Here is an 18095-nt window from a genome sequence, read left to right on the forward strand (position 1 = left end):
CTACCGCCCCCGGTAACGGCCGCTACGGCGTCTTGACCACGGTGCTGAGCCACTGGAAGGTCTGGGGCAGCTGCTTCGACCACGATTCGAGGTTGTGGCCGCCGACCACCTTCTCCGCGTGCACCGCCGTCGGGCTCTGCGCGATCGCCTTGAGGTCCGTGCCGGACAGGTAGCCGTCCTGCTCGGCCCCCGACATCCACAGCGAGACCGCAGGCGGCTTCGGCGCGGCCTTCAGCACGTTCTTCAGGTTGTGCGTGGTGCGCATCTGCGGGTCCTGGGCCACCAGGGAAGTGGGCTCCTGGCCGGGGTCGTTGTAGCCGGACAGGGAGACGGCCGCGCTGTAGCGGTCGGGGTGGGCGATCGCCAGCTTGGCCGCGCAGTACGCACCGGCCGAGTACCCGGCCACGCCCCAGGTGCGGGCCTCGTCCGAGACGCGGAAGTTGTCGGTGACCATTTTGCGGACGTCGACGCTGAACCAGCTGTCGGCGTTGACCTTGCCGGGGATGTTGGCGCAGCCGGTGTCGGCGTTGCCGAGCAGCATGGCGCGCGGCGAGACCAGGATGAACGGCTGCACCTTGCCGCTCTTCATCAGCGGCTCCAGTACCTCGTGCGCCTTGAGCCCCTGGAACCAGGACTTGCCCGTCCCCGGTATGCCCGGGATCAGCTCGACCACGGGGAACTTCTTGTCCTTGAAGGCCGGGTCGTCGTACTGGGGCGGCAGCCACACCATGACGTCGCCCTTGACCCCGGAGATCTTGCCGTCGAGCTCCGTCTTGCGGACCCGGCCGCCGAGGCCCTCGACCGGCTCGAAGGCCTGCTTCACCTTCGGCTCGGCCTTGACCTCCGAGGCCTTCTTCCCCCCGAGCCCGTCCGGTCCGAGGTCGGGCGCGGCGGTGACGTACTTGCCGGTGCCGAACAGATCGCCCCAGGAGGCGTAGAAGTTCATGTCCCGGTTGAGCGTGATGAACACCACCGCGACGGCGGTGACCTGGGCGAACACCACCATCAGGGCGCGGGTGGCCACGCGTACGGCGGCAGGCCCGCGCACCTTGCTCCACACGGCCAGCGGAAGGAGGACGGCGATCACGGTCAGTACGATCACCGTCACGAACAGGGGAGTCCCCGTCAAGCTCATCACGGCAACGTAGAGGGCGCCGCGGGCCGCCCCGGTTGCCCGGGGGGCCTGCGGCATGAATCACACCGTTACCTACCGGCCGGTCACACCAGGCGGCGCGCCGTGGCCCAGCGGGTCAGCTCGTGCCGGTTGGAGAGCTGGAGCTTGCGCAGCACCGCCGAGACGTGCGATTCCACCGTCTTCACCGAGATGAAGAGCTGCTTGGCGATCTCCTTGTACGCGTACCCGCGCGCGATCAGCCGCAGCACCTCGCGCTCGCGCTGGGTGAGGCGGTCCAGGTCCTCGTCCACAGGCGGCGCGTCCGACGAGGCGAAGGCGTCGAGCACGAAGCCCGCCAGCCGCGGTGAGAAGACCGCGTCCCCGTCCTGCACCCGGAAGACCGAGTCCACCAGGTCGGTGCCGGTGATGGTCTTGGTGACGTAGCCGCGCGCGCCGCCCCGGATGACCCCGATGACGTCCTCCGCCGCGTCCGACACGGACAGGGCCAGGAACCGTACGGGGTTCTCGGCCGCCGTCATCAGCGGCGCGCAGCGCCGCAGCACCTCGACCCCGCCGCCGCCGGGCAGGTGCACGTCCAGCAGGACGACCTCGGGGCGGGTGGCCGTGATGACCGTGACGGCCTGGTCGACGTCGGCGGCCTCGCCGACGACCTCGACCCCGGTCCGGGCGGTCTCGCCGATCTCGGCCTGTACGCCGGTACGGAACATCCGGTGGTCGTCGACGAGCACCACCCGGACGCGCCGGGCCTCGGTCCCGTCCTCAGTCGTCCCAGCTGCCTCGGTCATGCTGCGTTCGCCGCCCTCTCCATCTCCAGCTCGACTTCCGTGCCGCCGTCGGGCGCGGACCGCAGCCGTGCGGTCCCGCCGTTGCGCTGCATCCGGCCGATGATCGATTCTCGTACGCCCATGCGGTCGTCCGGTACCGCGTCCATGTCGAAGCCCGGTCCCCGGTCCCGTACGGACACGAACACCGTCTGCCCCTCCACCTCCGCGTACACCTGCACGGGCCCGCCCTCGCCACCGTACTTGGCGGCGTTGACCATTGCCTCGCGTGCGGCCTGGATCTGTGCGGCCAGCCGCTCGTCGAGGGGGCAGTCGCCGACGACCACGACCTCGATGGGGACGCCGTGGTGGTCCTCCACCTCGGCGGCGGTCTTCTTCACGGCCTCCGCCAGGGTGGCCGCCTCCTCGGCCTCGTCCTTGCCGGTGCCCTCGGGTTTGTACAGCCAGTTCCGCAGCTCCCGTTCCTGGGCCCGCGCGAGCCGGCGTACCTCTCCGACGTCCTCGGCGTTGCGCTGGATCAGGGTGAGGGTGTGCAGCACGGAGTCGTGCACGTGGGCGGCGACCTCGGCGCGCTCCTGGGCGCGGATGCGCATCAGGCGCTCCTCGGAGAGGTCCTGGGTCATCCGGATCAGCCAGGGTCCGGCGAGCAGGGCGACGCCGACGAGCACGGCGAGGGTGGCGGTGAGGACGTTGCCGAGCTGCGCCGCGGAGCCGCGTACGACGATGAAGACGGTGAGGCCAACGCCGACCAGGACGACACCCGCGAGCGCCCGGACGACGGGGAGCAGGCGCCCGTGCCGCGCGGCGGACTCGTTCCAGTGGGCGCGGCGGGAGTTGTCCGCCTGTCGCCATACGAGGACCACCCCGGCCCCGACCAGCAGCGTCGGCCACACGTACCGGCCGGAGGCGCCGCCGACCTGGACCTTGGAGATGAGGATGCCCGCGCCGATGCACAGGGCGATCAGCGCGGTGATCTGCCCCCGGTCGGGTTTGCGCAGGCGGCGGGTGCCGTCGGCCAGGGTCTCGAAGTAGGAGCGGTGCCCGGCTCGGCCGCCGACGCCCAGCGGTACGAACACCCAGAAGGCGGCGTACAGCAGCACGCCGAGGCCGTCCCCCCACATGAACAGGCTGAGGAACGCCAGCCGGACCCAGATCACCTGCAGCCCGAGGTGCCCGGCGAGACCGCGCGCGACACCGCCGAGCATCCGTCCGTCGGCGCTGCGGTAGAGCTTGCGCTGCGGGACGTCCTCGCTGTCGGACGCGTGCGGGATGCGGGGGGCGGCGGCTACGGGCATGTCACCGATGGTCACACGCGCGGGGAGGTGCGGGCATCAGGGCTGCCCCCCAATTCGGCCCGGCGGATATCAGGGTTGTGCCAGGGTCGGGCCCGATGCCACCGGGGGCCGGGGACCGTCACCATGGACCCATGACCGAAGTACACGACGCCCCGCCCGGGGGTACCCCCGGACGAAGCCCGGGGGAGGATCCCGGGGCACCCCAGTCCCCCGACGCCCGGCCTCCCCTGCGCCGCAGCAAGCGCGACAAGGTCCTCGCGGGCGTGTGCGGAGGCCTGGGCCGGTACTTCGACCTGGACCCGGTGGTCTTCCGGATCGTCCTCGGTGTCCTCGCCGTCACGGGCGGCGTCGGGCTGATCTTCTACGGGTTCGCCTGGCTGCTGCTCCCCCTGGAGGGCGAGGACGACAGCGAAGCGAAGAAGATGCTGACCGGCCGGGTCGAGGGCGCCACGCTCGCGGCGGTGTTCGCCGCCCTGGTGGGCTGCGCGCTGTTCCTGTCGATGCTGGACAACGGCGGCCTCGCGGTCTTCTCGGTGCTGGTCATCCTGGCGCTGGGCGGTGCCTCCTACTGGTCGCAGCGGCGGCGCCTCGTCCAGCCCCCGGAGGCTCAGGCCCCCGACGCGCACTCGCCCGCCCCGCCGGAGACGAAGGCTCCGCCCGCCCCGGGCGCCCCGTCGTGGTGGCGGGACCCGCTGGTCAAGGACGGCACAACGGGCCCGGTCGGCTCCACGGGGTACCTGTGGGGGCCGGACGACACCGCCGACGCGGTGCGCACCGCCGGAGCTCCGAGGAAGGCCGCGAAGGCGCCCGCCGTCGCTGCCCGCCCGCGCGGCGGGATCGGCGGCCGGGTCTTCGTGCTGGCGCTGATCGCCGGGATCGTCGCCGCCGCGGTCACCTGGGAGGGCCACCCGCTGGGCGAGGCCCTGCAGACCGGGTTCGCCGCCGCGCTGGCCGTCTTCGGCCTGGGCCTCGCGGTCAGTTCCCTGCTGGGGCGGACCGGCTTCGGCACGGTCCTGCTGGCCCTGCTGACCTCGGGGCTGCTCGCGGTCGCGGCCGTGCTGCCCCGGGAGATCGGCACCGACTGGCGGGAGACCGAGTGGCGTCCGGCCGCGGTGGCCGACGTACGGCCCGTGTACGGGGCGGGCACCGGCTTCGCCACCTTGGACCTCAGCCGGCTGGACGTGCCGAAGGGCACCACCCTGGCCGTCGCCGCTTCCCTCGACGCGGGCCGGCTCAAGGTGATCGTGCCCCGGGAGGTGACGGCCGAGGCCGACGTCACGATCGAGCTGGGCGACATCCGGATGCCCGGGGACACGAGCCAGGACGTACGGATCCGCGCCGGCGGCGAGCACCAGCAGGAGACCCTGCCGCCGCCCGCCGGCACCGAGGCCGGCGGGACGATCAAGCTGCACCTGAACGCGGGTGTGGGACAGGTGGAGGTGGCCCGTGCGGCGTCATGAGTTCCAGCCGGGGCGGCTGATCGCGGGGCTGGCCCTGCTGGTGGCGGGCGTGCTGTACCTGCTCGACAGCAGCGGCGAGGCCGACGTGCCGTGGTTCGTCGTCGTCCCGATCTCGCTGGGCGGGCTCTCGCTCGCGGCGCTCGTGGGGATGGTGACCTACGCCGTACGCCGGGACCAGCGCGATCGGATCACCGAGTCGAGGGACAGGTAGGGCGCCCCGGCGAGGATCAGCGGGGTCCAGGCCATCAGGTAGATCAGGTCGTTGCCGTAGTAGTACGGGGTCACCGCCCACGACACCGTGAGCCACAGGCTGAGCGAGATCAGCGCTCCGCCCACGGCCGCGACTCGCGTCAGCAGGCCGGCCAGCACCCCGAGGCCCACCAGGATCTCCCCGATGGCCAGGGCCACCGCGAAGCCGACGGGGTCCTTCAGCGCCAGGTCCACGAGGGCGGGGACGGCGGAGGTGTCGCGCACCCCGCGCATCAGCTCGCCGATGGAGCCCGCGCCGGAGGCGGAGAGGAACGCGGAATCGGTCAGCTTGTCCAGACCCGCGTAGACGAAGGTCACGCCGAGGAAGATCCGCAGGGGCAGCAGGGCGTGCCGGGCCGCCGACTCCTTCAGCGAGGAGCGCTTCGGCGGGAGGACAGCCGAGACATCAGTTCGGGTCATGGGGGCATGTGTACCCCGATCACTCGGCCACGTCGATGGTGCAGCGGTTGGATTCCACTCCCGCTGCGGTGACCACCTGGATCTCGACGCGCCCCGGTTCCACTTCCGCCGGGACCGGCACGGTCAGCACGGCGTCGGAGGGATTGGTGAACCCGCCCGCCACCGGAACCAGCGGCACGTGCACGTGGACCGCCCCGATCCGCACCACCAGCCGGGCCAGCATCTCCGGCGTCTGAGCCCCGGGCGGCACGAAGCCCACCCCCCGGATCTCGATGTCGTCCCCGGGGCGGACGGCCGCGTCCAGGTCCCCGGGCTCGCGTCTGCGCACCACCGACAGCACCAGCGGGCGGGTGCCCTCCGCGTACTTGGCCGCCAGGTACACCGCGGCCGACAGGGCCATCAGCAGGGCCAGCGCCCACGGGAGCCGCGGCAGCCGGTCGGGGAACCGGGCCAGCGACGCCGCCGCGTAGGCCAGCACCACCGTCGAGACGAGCACGTACTGCGCGTCCGGGAAGCTGCCGCGCCCGGCGTCGTCCGTAAGCAGGTCCACCCCGCGCGGCCGGTCGGCGGGCAGCTTCTGCAGCCGCTGGCCCATGATCCGTACGGAGACCACCCGGCGCACCAGCACGGCCACGACGGAGGTCAGCGAGACCACCGCCAGCAGCGGCAGCGCCCGGTCCAGCGCCAGCCCCGCGTACAGCGCCTGCCGCTCCGGGCCGGGCGACGAGGCCGCCAGCCGCAGCGCGGGCAGCAGCGCGGCGAACGCCGTCAGCACCACCCAGGCGCTGGGCACCGTCTTGGAGGTGGACAGCCGGTTGTCCTCGCCGACGATCGGGGCGAGGAGTCCGCCGCGCACCGACTGGGGGCGGGCCGCGACGGTGAGCAGCCCGGCCAGCGCCAGGGCCGTCAGCAGTCCGGCGGTGCGGGCCGTGGACCAGCCGGTGCCGAGCGCGGTGCCGACCTGGACGAGGAGCAGGACCCCGGCGGCGATCCACACGGCGAGCACGGCCCGCCGCGAGAACAGGTACAGCCAGGAGCTCCCCGCCTCCCGGCTGCGGTCGGCGACGCTGCGGGCCGACAGGGTCAGCTCGTCGGAGACCCACTGGCGGGACGCTCCGAGGGAGTGGGCCACGGCGGCCGGCACCCCCTGCCCCGCGGCGAACTCGTCGCGCTTCTCCAGGAAGGCGGCGACGGCGCGGCGGTGCCCTACCCGCACGCACTCCTCGCAGGTGCAGGCGGCGGTATGGGTACTTCGGGAGATCTCTTGGACAGCCACGTGCGTGCCGCCTCTCTGAACAACGGTGCAGTGCCAGCGAATTGTGCACCACTGCGGCAGTGTTCCGGATTGCGCACGATGTCAGAGCAGGTGATTAACGGTTCATGATGTTGACGCCACTGTCTGCCACAGCGGTTGATAGCTGACCCAGGCGGCCAGATCGCCGCCGAACCGCTCGCGCGCGGCCACTGCACGGTGGTGGTCGATGAGCACCGGCTTTCCGGCCGCCCGGGCGATCAGCTGGACCTGTGCGGCCCGCTCCGCCGCGATGAACCACCACGCGGCCGCGTCCACCGAATCGCCGACCGTCAGCAGCCCCTGGTTTCGCAGGATGAGCGCCTTGTACGGGCCGAGCGCGCGGCTGATCCGCGCGCCGTCCTCCGGGCCGGCCCACTCGTCGAGGAGCGCGTGGTCCTCGTAGAAGGCGCAGGCCTCGTGGGTGACGGGGGCGAGCAGTTCACCGAGGCAGGCGAGGGCGCGGCCGTACGGGGCCGGCGTACGCACGACGGCCACCGCCTCGGGGCGCGCCCGGTGCACGGCTGCGTGCACGGCGAGGGCCAGCTGGTTGACCCGCCGCTCCCCCTGGAGCACCCGCCCGCCGCCGTCGACCAGCAGCAGGTCGTCGGGGCCCAGACCGGCCAACGCCCGGCCGAAGGGGTTCACCCAGTAGCAGTCCTCGAACTCCGGGTCCCGCGCGGTGACGTGCCCGGCGACCCCGTCCTCGTACCCGAGGCGCGCGAACAGCCGCAGGGCTCCGGCGAGCCGCTCCTTGCGGTACGCGCGCTCCTCGGCCGGGTCCGTGTGCTCGGGCGGCATCTCGAACCGCAGCCGGTCCACCGGCACGGGAGCGGGTACGAACTGGTCCGGCATGGCCCCTCCTCCTGGTCGCGGCGCAAGCTACCGGCGGGGCCGCCAAGTGGCCAGAGGAACGGCGAAGCCGCCGCTCCCCGGGGAGCGGCGGCTTCGATGAACGCGGTGGGGACTACTCCCACTCGATGGTGCCCGGGGGCTTGCTCGTGCAGTCCAGGACCACACGGTTCACGTCCGGCACCTCGTTGGTGATGCGGGTGGAGATCCGCGCGAGCACCTCGTACGGCAGGCGCGTCCAGTCCGCGGTCATCGCGTCCTCGGAGGAGACGGGGCGCAGCACGATCGGGTGGCCGTAGGTGCGGCCGTCGCCCTGGACGCCGACGCTGCGGACGTCCGCGAGCAGGACGACCGGGCACTGCCAGATCTCGCGGTCCAGGCCGGCCGCGGTGAGCTCGTGGCGGGCGATCGCGTCGGCCTCGCGCAGCAGGTCCAGGCGCTCCTTGGTGACCTCACCGACGATGCGGATGCCGAGGCCGGGGCCGGGGAAGGGCTGGCGCTGGACGATTTCCTCGGGCAGACCGAGCTCTTGGCCGACCATCCGGACCTCGTCCTTGAACAGCTGGCGCAGCGGCTCGACGAGCTCGAACTCGATGTCGTCGGGAAGACCGCCCACGTTGTGGTGGGACTTGATGTTCGCGGTGCCGGTGCCGCCGCCGGACTCGACCACGTCCGGGTACAGGGTGCCCTGCACGAGGAAGGCGACCGCGGGGCCGTCCTCCTGGAGGATCTCCAGCTGGGCCTGCTCGAAGACGCGGATGAACTCGCGGCCGATGATCTTGCGCTTGGTCTCCGGGTCGGAGACCCCGGCCAGCGCGGTCAGGAACCGCTCCTGCGCGTCGACGACCTTCAGCTGCACGCCGGTGGCGGCGACGAAGTCCTTCTCGACCTGCTCGGTCTCGCCCTTGCGCATCAGGCCGTGGTCGACGTACACGCAGGTCAGCTGCGAGCCGATGGCCTTCTGCACGAGCGCTGCCGCGACCGCGGAGTCCACGCCGCCGGACAGGCCGCAGATGGCGCGCTTGTCGCCGACCTGCTCGCGGATCGCGGCGATCTGCTCCTCGACGATGTTGCCGGTGGTCCAGCTGGGGGCCAGGCCGGCGCCGCGGTAGAGGAAGTGCTCCAGGACCTGCTGGCCGTGCGTGGAGTGCATGACCTCGGGGTGGTACTGGACCCCGTACAGCTTCTTCTCGTCGTTCTCGAAGGCCGCGACCGGGACGACGTCGGTCGACGCGGTGACGGTGAAGCCCTCGGGGGCGGCGGAGCAGGCGTCCCCGTGGGACATCCACACCGACTGCTGCTCGGGCGTGCCCTCGAAGAGGGTGGAGCCGGCCTTGGAGACGGCCAGCGGGGTGCGGCCGTATTCGCGGGCGCCGGTGTTGTCGACCTTGCCGCCGAGGGTGGTCGCCATCAGCTGGAAGCCGTAGCACATGCCGAAGACGGGGACACCGGCCTCGAACAGGGAGCGGTCGAGCTGCGGGGCACCCTCCTCGTACACGGAGGACGGGCCGCCGGAGAGGATGATCGCCTTGGGGTTCTTGGCCAGCATCTCGTCGACGGGCATCGAGCTCGGCACGATCTCGCTGTAGACCCGTGCCTCGCGGACGCGGCGGGCGATGAGCTGGGCGTACTGGGCGCCGAAGTCGACGACGAGAACCGTGTCCGGGGCGCTGTCGTGGGCGGCGGAGGGTGCTTCTGGCACGGGGCGGCCTTCCGGCGGAAGAGGTGGCTGTTTTGTCAATTCTAACGGGGGACGCACCCCCCTATTCGTCTCACCATCCGAACCCGGTTGGCCGGGAGGGGGACGGAAGGCAATAATCCCCTTCATGCGCAAGCAGCTGAGCTTCCTCTTTACCTATGGCACCGGCCGGTCCGGTCGCCATGGGTCATCGTGATGCTCGCTTGAGCCGCTGACTTCCCAGAGCGCCCCGGTCCGACAGGACCGGGGCGCTCTCGCGTTCTCCGGCCTGTGGGCCCCACCCGACAGGAGACCGACATGAACACGATCACCACCACCCCCGAACAGCTGATCGCCGACTCCCGCGCCCGCATCGACGCCCTCGACGACCGGATCATCGGCCTGATCCAGGAACGCATGGCCGTCTCGACGGTCATCCAGGAGGCCCGGATCACCTCCGGCGGCCGCCGGGTGCACCTGTCGCGCGAGATGGAGGTGCTCTCGCACTGGAGCGACGCCCTCGGAAAGCCCGGCACGACCCTGGCCATGACGCTGCTGGAGCTGTGCCGGGGCCGAGTCTGACGGGTGTTCGTCACTCGTCCGGCCCGTGACCGCCCCCAGGGCCCTTCGTTGGTGAGGATGTCCGCGCCAGCCAGGCGCGGAACGACCGCAACACCACGCGTGGCTCCGCCGGAGCGATGAGACGCACGCCCCGTGGAGCGTGCGTCGTGGGACCTCGCTCCCCCGCGTGACCGGACGGCAGGGGACAGCAGCCCGGTCACCCCGCGAAGGACGGCCGGCCCAGGGGACGCCCCGGGCCGGCCGTTCGGCGTTCCGCGTTCCGTGTCCGGGGTTCGGGGTTCCGCGTCGGCGTTCCGCGTTCCGCGTTCCGCTCGCGAGCCCCCCGGCCCCTTGGGATCCCTCACGTAGCACATGCACATTTCGCTGTGTGATCGACACCACAGCCCGGGCTGCGTGATTCCGGTACAACCATCCGTACCGACCGCCTGTCACTCATGTACCGCGGTGGGTACCGCGCTCGGAGGGGGAGCGCGGTACCGACCCGGTTGTCAGGCCGGGTCCGCGGCCTTCGGCGGGACTTCCGGGACCGCCAGGAACGGCAGCCGCAGCGCACCGAAGGCCTCCTTCGGGACGGCCGGCCGGACCGGCTCCACCGCCGCGAGGCGCACGTAACCCTCCCCCTGCTCCGGCCGCGGGTCCTGCTCGCCCTTGTTCGGCCAGTACGACATCGCCCGCTCGGCCTGCGCCGTGATCGTCAGCGACGGGTTGACCCCGAGGTTCGCGGAGACCGCCGAACCGTCCACCACCGAGATCCCCGGGTGCCCGTAGAGCCGGTGGTACGGGTCCACCACGCCCTCCCCCGCGGAGGCGCCGATCGGGCAGCCGCCGAGGAAGTGCGCGGTCAGCGGGGTCCCCATCAGCTCGCCGACGTTGCTGCCGGGGAAGCCGTTGATCTCCTCGGCGAGCAGCGTCGCGGCCTGGGTGGCCTCCGCGATCTGCACCGGGTTCGGGGCGCCGTGGCCCTGGCGGGCGGTCAGCAGGCCCTTCCCGATCCCGCCGGGCTTGCGGTAGGTCGTCAGGGAGTTGTCCAGCGACTGCATCACCAGACCGATGATCGTCCGCTCCGACCAGCGACGGTTGGAGAGCGAGCGGACCAGCTGCAGCGGATGGCGGGCGGTGCGGGCGAACCACGCCCGGACCCGGTGCTTGGCGTAGGGCACCTGGAGGACGGTCATGAACCCCATGGCGTTGGAGCCCTTGCCGTAGCGGACGGGCTCGATGTGGGTGTCGTCGTTGGGGTGCACCGAAGAGGTGATCGCCACGCCCCGGGTGAAGTCGGCCCGCCGGTCGGCTCCGTGCCGTTTGCGGTAGCGGCGGTCGTCCGTCTGCGCGCCGACCAGGCCTTCCGAGTTGGTCCGGGTCAGGTCGCCGAGCCTGTCCGAGATCTTCGGCAGCTCGCCCAGGTCCTTCATCGTGTGCAGCAGGGTCTGGGTGCCGTACGTGCCCGCCGCGACGACCACGTACCGGGCGCGCAGCACCTTGGCCCTGCCGGAGCGGCGGCCGTCGGTGGGGACGGTACGGACCCGGTAGCCGCCCTCGGGGTGTTCGGAGAGCGCGGTGACCGTGGTCATGGGGTGGATGACGGCGCCCGCGCGCTCGGCGAGGTGCAGGTAGTTCTCGTTCAGGGTGTTCTTCGCGCCGTGACGGCAACCGGTCATGCACTCGCCGCACTCGGTGCAGGCCTTGCGGGCGGGCCCGGCGCCGCCGAAGTACGGGTCGGGGACCTCCTGGCCGGGGCGGGCCTCGCAGCCGCCCCCGGCGTCCGAGCCGTCGCCGAAGAAGACGCCGACCGGGGCCATGTGGAAGGAGTCCCCGACGCCCATCTTCTCGGCGGCGGCCTTCAGGTGGACGTCGGAGGGGGTCATCGTCGGGTTGAGCCGCACGCCGAGCATCCGCTTGGCCTGGTCGTAGTACGGGGTGAGCTCGTCCTGCCAGTCTGTGATCGAAGCCCACTGCCGGTCCTCGAAGAAGGCCGTGGGCGGCACGTACAGGGTGTTGGCGTAGTTGAGCGAGCCGCCGCCCACGCCGGCGCCCGCGAGCACCATGACATTGCCGAGCAGGTGGATCCGCTGGATCCCGTACAGCCCGAGGGCCGGGGCCCACAGGTAGTTCCGCAGGTCCCAGCTGTTCTTGGGCAGGCTCTCGCGGGTGAACCGGCGGCCTGCCTCCAGGACGCCGACCCGGTAGCCCTTCTCGGTGAGGCGCAGGGCGGAGACCGACCCCCCGAAGCCCGATCCGATGACGATGACGTCGTAGTCGTATGCGTCGTCGTATGCGTCGTCGTGCGACACGGGTACCCCTTAGCGCAGTCGGAGAGCCTTCATGACCTTGAGGCTGCGGGTCATGAACGCCGCGTACTTCTCGTCGTCCATGCCCAGCGAGGGCGCCATCGGCAGCAGCCGCTGGTGGGCGACGGTCTGGGCCTCGGTGTACTTGAGGATGCCCTCGGAGCCGTGGCGGCGGCCGAGACCGGAGTCCTTCATGCCGCCCATGGGTGCCTGGGCGCTGCCGTAGGCGGGGGCGTAGCCCTCGTTGATGTTGACGGTGCCGGTGCGCAGGCGGGCGGCGACCGCGTGGCCGCGGCGGGAGTCCTTGGTCCAGACGCTGGAGTTCAGGCCGTAGGCGGTGGCGTTGGCGTCCGCGATCGCCTGGTCCTCGTCGGTGAAGCGGTAGATGGAGACGACCGGGCCGAAGGTCTCCTCGCCGCACACCGCCATGGGTGCCTCGACGCCGTCGAGGATGGTGGGCTCGTAGAAGAGGGGGCCGATGTCGGGGCGGGCGGTGCCGCCCGCGACGAGCGTGGCGCCCTTGGCGACGGCCTCGTCCACGTGCCGCTGTACGGTCTCCAGCTGGCGCTCGCCGACGAGCGATCCCATGTCGGCGCCGTAGGCGAGGGACTTGCCGAGGCGCATCGCCTTCGTCCGGGCGGCGAAGCGGGCCACGAACGCGTCGGCGATCGAGGCGTGGACGTAGAGCCGCTCGATGGAAATGCACAGCTGGCCGGCGGAGGAGAAGCAGGCGCGTACGGCGCCCGCCGCCGCTTTCTCTATGTCGGCGTCGTGCAGGACGAGCATCGCGTTCTTGCCGCCCAGCTCCAGAGTGACGCCGACGAGGCGGTCGGCCGCGCCCCGGGCGACCTCGCGGCCGGTGCGGGTGGAGCCGGTGAAGGAGACGTAGTCGGCGTGCCGGACCACCTCGGGGCCGACGACGGGGCCCTCACCGAGGACGATCTGGAAGACCTCGGCGGGCAGGCCGGCCTCGATCAGCAGGTCGCGCGCCCACAGGGCGGTCAGGGCGGTCTCGGTGTCGGGCTTCATGACGAGCGCGTTGCCCGCCGCGAAGGCGGGCAGGGCGTCGCCGACGGAGAGCTCCAGCGGGTAGTTCCAGGGCGCGATCTGGCCGACGACCCCGCGCGGCTGGCGCAGCTCGGTGACCTTGGTGAGGGTGGGCATCGCGCCCGTGTGGCCCTTGGGGCGCAGGTACGAGGGGGCCTTGCGGCCGTAGTGGCGGGCGGAGACGGCGACCGCCTGGACCTCTTCGTGGGCGTGCAGGCGGGCCTTGCCGGTCTCCAGCTGGATGAGGTCGAGGACCTCGGCCTGCCGGGCGAGGACCAGGTCGTGGAAGCGGAGCAGGACCGCGGCCCGCTTGCGTACGGGGAGGGCGGCCCAGGCGGGCTGGGCGGCGCGGGCCCGGCCGAACGCCTCGGCGACGTCCTCGGGGGTGGCCTCGGGGAGCTCGGCCAGCCGGTCCCCGGTGAAGGGGGTGTGGTTGGCGGTGCGGCCGGAGCCGATCACCCCGCGGGTGAGGCGGGCGATGAGGTCGGGGGTCACCACGTCGGCGGCGGTGCGGGCGCCGGCCGGGGCCGGGGCGACCGGGTTGGTGGGTTCCGGTGCGGTGCGGAGGGGGGCCGGGGCCTGCGAGTCCGTCATGGCGGTGAGCGTATTGCGCCCGGCAGCCTTTGGGTACCCGTCGGTAACCTGATTTTGCCATTTCCGCCAGTGATCGCTGGCAGGATGACGTGATCAGGGCTTCTTGGCGGGTGGAGCCCAGCCGCTGAGCACGATGTCGAACTGCTGGCGGGTCGTGTCCCAGTCGGCGGCGGGGCTCGACATGTAGATCGCGTACTCGGTGCCGTCCGGGGCGATGTACATCTGCTCGATGGCTCGGCGCGGTCCCGCCTGCGTCCCTTTCTCGGTCCAGCTGAACTCCCACAGCGCGGCCCGGACGGTGTCGCGGAAGGTGTTCTGGTTCAGCCGCTGCTTCTTGTAGTCCGTCCGCTTCGCCACCTGCTTCTCCAGGTCGACCAGGTGCTCGTACGGGTTCGCGTAGTCCGGGGTGGAGTCGGCGGCGATCCGGATGAAGTGCTTCCCGTTGTCCGGGGTGTAGTCGATCTGGTTGCCGTCCATCTGACGCTTCCAGCCCTCCGGGACGAAGAGGGCGAAGCCCGTCGGGTCGGTGACCTCGGTCCAGCCGGCCGGCACGACGTCGGCCTCGTCCGACGACGTGGTGTCCTCGTCGCCCTGCTGGTCGGGGGCGCTCGCGTTCTTGTCCGAGCCGCCGCCCTTGTCCGAGTCACCGGTGAGCTTCAGCACCCCGAAGACACCGCCGCCGCCGAGCAGCGCCGCCACCAGGGCGACCGCCGCGGCACGCTTGAGCCGGCCCGGGGCCGGGCGGGCGGGGGCGGATACGGTCTCGGGCACGGTCGGGGTCGAGGCCGAAGTGGCCGGCGGTTCCGGCAGCGGGGCCGTCTGCGCGACGTCCGCCTGCGGGGCCGCCTCCTGCGGCCGCTCCTGGGCCGGAGCGAGTTCCTGCGAAGTCACCGCGCGCGTCGGCACGTACGCCTGAGCGGCCTTCGGCGCCCGGCCCTCCATCGCCTCGATCAGCATCCGCTCGGCGTCCTCGGCCGTCGGCCGCTCCGCCGGATCCTTGCGCAGCAGGGCGGTGATGACCGGCCCCAGCGCACCGGCCTGGCGCGGCGCCGGCGGTTCGTCGTTCACCACGGCCTGGAGGCTGGAGATCGGCGAGGTGCGGCGGAACGGCGAGCGCGCCTCCACCGCCGTGTACAGGGTGGCGCCCAGCGACCACAGGTCGGAGGCCGTGCCGGGGGTCGCGCCGGTGACCCGCTCGGGGGCCAGGTAGTCGATGGAGCCGACGATCTCGCCGGTTCGCGTGATGGACGAGTCGCCCTCGATCGCGGCGATCCCGAAGTCCGTGAGCAGCACCCGGCCGTCCTTGGCGAGCAGCACGTTGCCCGGCTTCACGTCCCGGTGCAGTACGCCCACCGCGTGCGCGGCGCGCAGCGCGCCCAGCACGTGCAGCCCGATCCTGGCAGCCTCACGGGGCTCGATGCGCCCGGCCGCCTTGGCCGCGTCCGCGAGCGAGGGTCCGTCGATGTACTCCATGACGATCCACGGCCGGTCGTCGTGCTCCAGCACGTCGTGGACGGTGACGACCGCCGGATGCTGGATCCGGGCCGCGGCCCGGGCCTCCTTCTGCGTCCGGGCGTGCATGACGTCCCGGTCGGCCTGGGCCACGTACAGACCCGCCGTCAGTTCCTTGACGGCGACGGTCCTGTGGAGCAGCTCGTCATGCGCGCGCCACACCTTGCCCATGCCGCCGCGGCCGATCGGCTCGACGAGCCGATACCGGCCCGCCAGCACGGCGCCCCCACCTGTCTGCTGTTCCACGAAACCCCGCCGCTCTCTGCACTTCAGGCCAGATTACGGAGCCCACAGGGGCTGTCGGAACCGCCCGGCCGCCGAAAGGCGGCACTGTGACGCAATCGCCGTACTGACCGCCCGTCAGGCTCCCCTCAACCCCCCGACTTGTAACTCGCCGTGGCCTTCTCGAAGACTTCGGTGACCTTGCTCTGTTCGTCCTCCGGGCCCGTCACCATCACGACGTGGTAGCTGCCGCCGAGCGCGACGACGAAGTTGCGGGCGAAGACGTTGCGGCCGGTGCCGTCGATCCACGTGTAGCGGCCCGTGGCACGCAGTTGCTGCCCGACCTTGGTGGTCTTGACGTCGCCGACGGTGGACCAGGTGGAGCTCCGGTACGGGGCCAGCTCCTGCTGCTTGTCCTTCTGGTACGCCGCCGGGTCCGGGTTCCCCTCGACCTTGTCCCGGCCGGGGACGACGGTCAGGGTGAACTGCCCCCCGGTGTAGCGCACCTGGCCGGCTTCGTTGATGCCGCGGCGCTCCCAGCCGTCGGGGACCGCGATCTCGAAGTGCTCCGGGTCCTGCTGGGTGGTGTAACCGGCCGGGGCGGGGGCCGGCGCGGCCGTCGGAGCGGTGGCGGGCGGCGTGGTGGTCTGGGGCGCGGTCTTGGACTCAGGGGTTCCGCTGGGCACCTGGGACGGGCTCTGCTTGGGCGTTGTCTGCGCGCCGCTGCCCTGTTCCCCCGGTTCGGCGGACCGGGGCATGAACAGCATCGCGTACGCCACGGCCCCGGCGAGCAGGACCAGGATGCCGACGAGCAGGGTCCGGCCCAGGGATCGGGGCCCCCGGGGGGCCGCGGGATTGCGGTGGCGCCCGTGGAGTTCGCCACGGCGGCGTACGACGGGCAGCCGCGCGGGATCCGGCTCCGGCATCGGGAGCAAGGCGAAGCCGGCCTCGGGCTCGGGTGCGGAGCGTACGAGCGAGCGCAGCCAGCCGCGCAGCTCCTCGAAATCGGGCCGCTCTTCCGGGTCCTGACGCAGCAGCGACTCCACGACCGGGCGGAGCGCGCCGCACTCCTCCGCGAAGGCGGGCGGCTCGGCGCAGACCATCTCGACGAGCTCGGCGACGCTTTCCTCGGGGTACGGGGCGTGGCCCTGGACGGCGCGGTACAGCAGCGCGCCGAGCGCCCAGAGGTCGGTGGCGGGCCCGATGGGGGGCGCCAAGTGCCAGTGCCCGTGCACGGGACCGGCCTGCTCGGGGGCCCACCGTTCGGTGACGGCTCCGACGACGGCCATCCGTGTCTGGCGCGCCCGCTCGGCGTCCAGCCCGCTCCGGGGCCCGGTCCAGCCGGAACCGGAGCCTGAGCCGGGGCCCGCCTGCGGCTGCGGTCGCGCCGGTGCGGTGTCGGCCTGGCGGTAGCCCTGCGGGAGCGCGAGCTGGGCGGGGAGCACGGGCGGCTGCGACCCGGGCTCCAGGGCGGGCGCGGGCTCCAGAACGGGCGCGGGCTCCAGGCCGGGCGCGGGCTCCAGGCCGGGCGCGGGCTCCAGGCCGGGCGCGGGCTCCAGGCCGGGCGCGGGCTCCAGGCCGGGCGCGGGCTCCAGGGCGGGCGCGGGCTCCGAGGTGGGTGCGGGCTCCGGCTCGGGCGCCCGGTCGGGGGGGGCGAGGGCCGGGCGGCGGGGGGTGGCCCCGTGCCAGGCGGCGGCGCCGGTCTCCGGGCCGCCGTACGGGTACGAGTACCCCTGCGGGAGGGTCGACCCCTGCGGCCTCGGCTCCGGCACGACCACGGGCCCGGCCTTGCGCTGCTCGCCGACCTTGGCGGCGGCCGCCCGCGCCCCGGCCCGGTACGCGGCGATGGCACCGGCGCGCGCGGCGGCGTCGTGGTCGGGCCGCTCCTGGGGGCGTACGGGGGTGATGTGATCGGTGTACCGCGGCCCGGTGTCGTACCCAGGAGCCACCAGCGGCGCGTATGCGGCGTCGGGCAGCTCGGGGCCGACGGACCCCGTACCCGCGACGGTCCCGCGGCCGAATCCTTCACCCGGCCCGGTCTCCCGAGCCGCCGGGGTGTGCGGACCGCCCCACCCCGCGCCGCCGCCGGAGGTCTCGCCTTCGGCGGTGCCCGGGACGGGGTCGTACCCGCAGAGGGCCTCCTCCGCCGCACCGGCCGCGAGGCCGGTCAGCACGACCCGGCCGTCGTCGCAGACGAGCACCGTCCGCACGGTGATGTTCCGGTGGGTCCAGCCGTGCGCGTGCAGCACCCGCAGCGCGGTCAGCACGTCCGAGGCCACTTCCGCCGCCCGGTAGGGGCTCAGCGGTTCATCGGCTATCAGCGCCGCCAGCGGCCTGGCCGGGACCAGTTCGCTCACTATCCACAGCGACCCGTCCTCGGCGAACACGTCGAAGACCTGGTCCAGCCGGGGATGGTCGGGGATGGAGGCAGCGGCCTGCGCCGCCTCGATCGCGCGCCGCACGGCCGGCAGGTCGCCCGGAGCGCGGCTCCCCGCCGCCGGAACGGCCCGCTGCCCGTCCAGCAGCTCGGCGTCCACGACCTCCGGCAACGGCACCTGCCGCACCAGGACTTCCTGCCCGCTCCGGGTGTCGAAGGCCCGGGTCTCCACCAGTTCGTACTCGTCCGACGGCGGGAGCGGCAGACGGTAGCGGTGAGCCAGGATCCGGCCCGCGTAGTCCTCCACATCG

General features: G+C 72.7%; 14 protein-coding genes. 3 read left to right on the forward strand and 11 right to left on the reverse strand.

What is annotated here, in order from left to right:
* Positions 1 to 22 precede the first annotated feature (22 nt).
* The 3 genes from ACFYOB_RS23100 to ACFYOB_RS23110 form a co-directional block, all read right to left on the reverse strand.
* On the reverse strand, positions 23 to 1135 hold the full coding sequence (locus ACFYOB_RS23100; protein WP_388562282.1) for an alpha/beta hydrolase: 1113 nt from the start codon (positions 1133 to 1135) through the stop codon (positions 23 to 25).
* An 83-nt stretch (positions 1136 to 1218) separates the two neighbouring features.
* Positions 1219 to 1920 carry a LuxR C-terminal-related transcriptional regulator gene (locus tag ACFYOB_RS23105; RefSeq protein WP_388562284.1) on the reverse strand — a complete coding sequence of 234 codons (702 nt, stop codon included), beginning with the start codon at positions 1918 to 1920 and terminating at the stop codon, positions 1219 to 1221.
* On the reverse strand, positions 1917 to 3212 hold the full coding sequence (locus ACFYOB_RS23110) for a PspC domain-containing protein (RefSeq protein ID WP_388562286.1): 1296 nt from the start codon (positions 3210 to 3212) through the stop codon (positions 1917 to 1919). The genes ACFYOB_RS23105 and ACFYOB_RS23110 overlap by 4 nt, the downstream gene beginning before the upstream one ends.
* 131 nt (positions 3213 to 3343) lie before the next feature.
* Here ACFYOB_RS23110 and ACFYOB_RS23115 point away from each other — a divergent pair, with 131 nt between their 5' ends.
* Both ACFYOB_RS23115 and ACFYOB_RS23120 read left to right on the forward strand, forming a co-directional pair.
* Entirely contained in the window at positions 3344 to 4672 is a 1329-nt protein-coding gene (locus ACFYOB_RS23115; RefSeq protein ID WP_388562288.1) for a PspC domain-containing protein, read from the forward strand.
* Positions 4659 to 4883, forward strand: coding sequence for a hypothetical protein (locus ACFYOB_RS23120; protein ID WP_388562290.1), 225 nt, complete (start codon positions 4659 to 4661; stop codon positions 4881 to 4883). The genes ACFYOB_RS23115 and ACFYOB_RS23120 overlap by 14 nt, the downstream gene beginning before the upstream one ends.
* On the opposite strand, the gene ACFYOB_RS23125 is transcribed toward ACFYOB_RS23120, so the two are convergent.
* From ACFYOB_RS23125 to guaA, 4 genes are all read right to left on the reverse strand, one after another.
* Positions 4829 to 5341: a DoxX family protein gene (locus ACFYOB_RS23125; protein WP_388562292.1), complete on the reverse strand. Its 513-nt coding sequence runs from the start codon at positions 5339 to 5341 to the stop codon at positions 4829 to 4831. The two genes, ACFYOB_RS23120 and ACFYOB_RS23125, sit on opposite strands and share 55 nt — an antisense overlap.
* A gap of 19 nt (positions 5342 to 5360) precedes the next feature.
* Positions 5361 to 6617 carry a hypothetical protein gene (locus ACFYOB_RS23130; RefSeq protein WP_388562294.1) on the reverse strand — a complete coding sequence of 419 codons (1257 nt, stop codon included), beginning with the start codon at positions 6615 to 6617 and terminating at the stop codon, positions 5361 to 5363.
* Between the two features lie 102 nt (positions 6618 to 6719).
* A complete protein-coding gene (locus ACFYOB_RS23135; protein ID WP_388562296.1) occupies positions 6720 to 7487 on the reverse strand; it encodes a class II aldolase/adducin family protein in 768 nt (255 codons plus the stop codon).
* 112 nt (positions 7488 to 7599) lie between these two features.
* Positions 7600 to 9186 (reverse strand): glutamine-hydrolyzing GMP synthase, encoded by a 1587-nt coding sequence (gene guaA / locus ACFYOB_RS23140; RefSeq protein WP_388562298.1) that lies wholly within the window; start codon positions 9184 to 9186, stop codon positions 7600 to 7602.
* A gap of 294 nt (positions 9187 to 9480) precedes the next feature.
* On the opposite strand from guaA, the gene ACFYOB_RS23145 reads away from it, so the two are divergent.
* On the forward strand, positions 9481 to 9744 hold the full coding sequence (locus tag ACFYOB_RS23145) for a chorismate mutase (RefSeq protein ID WP_328927204.1): 264 nt from the start codon (positions 9481 to 9483) through the stop codon (positions 9742 to 9744).
* Positions 9745 to 10232: 488 nt separating this feature from the next.
* Here the strand turns inward: ACFYOB_RS23145 and ACFYOB_RS23150 are convergent, their stop codons facing one another.
* From ACFYOB_RS23150 to ACFYOB_RS23165, 4 genes are all read right to left on the reverse strand, one after another.
* A complete protein-coding gene (locus ACFYOB_RS23150) occupies positions 10233 to 12035 on the reverse strand; it encodes a GMC oxidoreductase (RefSeq protein WP_388562301.1) in 1803 nt (600 codons plus the stop codon).
* Between the two features lie 9 nt (positions 12036 to 12044).
* Positions 12045 to 13673 carry a succinic semialdehyde dehydrogenase gene (locus ACFYOB_RS23155; RefSeq protein WP_388562303.1) on the reverse strand — a complete coding sequence of 543 codons (1629 nt, stop codon included), beginning with the start codon at positions 13671 to 13673 and terminating at the stop codon, positions 12045 to 12047.
* Between the two features lie 93 nt (positions 13674 to 13766).
* Positions 13767 to 15431 (reverse strand): protein kinase, encoded by a 1665-nt coding sequence (locus tag ACFYOB_RS23160; RefSeq protein WP_388562305.1) that lies wholly within the window; start codon positions 15429 to 15431, stop codon positions 13767 to 13769.
* Positions 15432 to 15556: 125 nt separating this feature from the next.
* Positions 15557 to 18091 (reverse strand): protein kinase, encoded by a 2535-nt coding sequence (locus ACFYOB_RS23165; protein ID WP_388562307.1) that lies wholly within the window; start codon positions 18089 to 18091, stop codon positions 15557 to 15559.
* Between the last annotated feature and the right edge of the window lie 4 nt (positions 18092 to 18095).

It is taken from the genome of Streptomyces sp. NPDC006463, from assembly GCF_042870715.1.
In the GTDB taxonomy this organism is placed as follows: domain Bacteria; phylum Actinomycetota; class Actinomycetes; order Streptomycetales; family Streptomycetaceae; genus Streptomyces.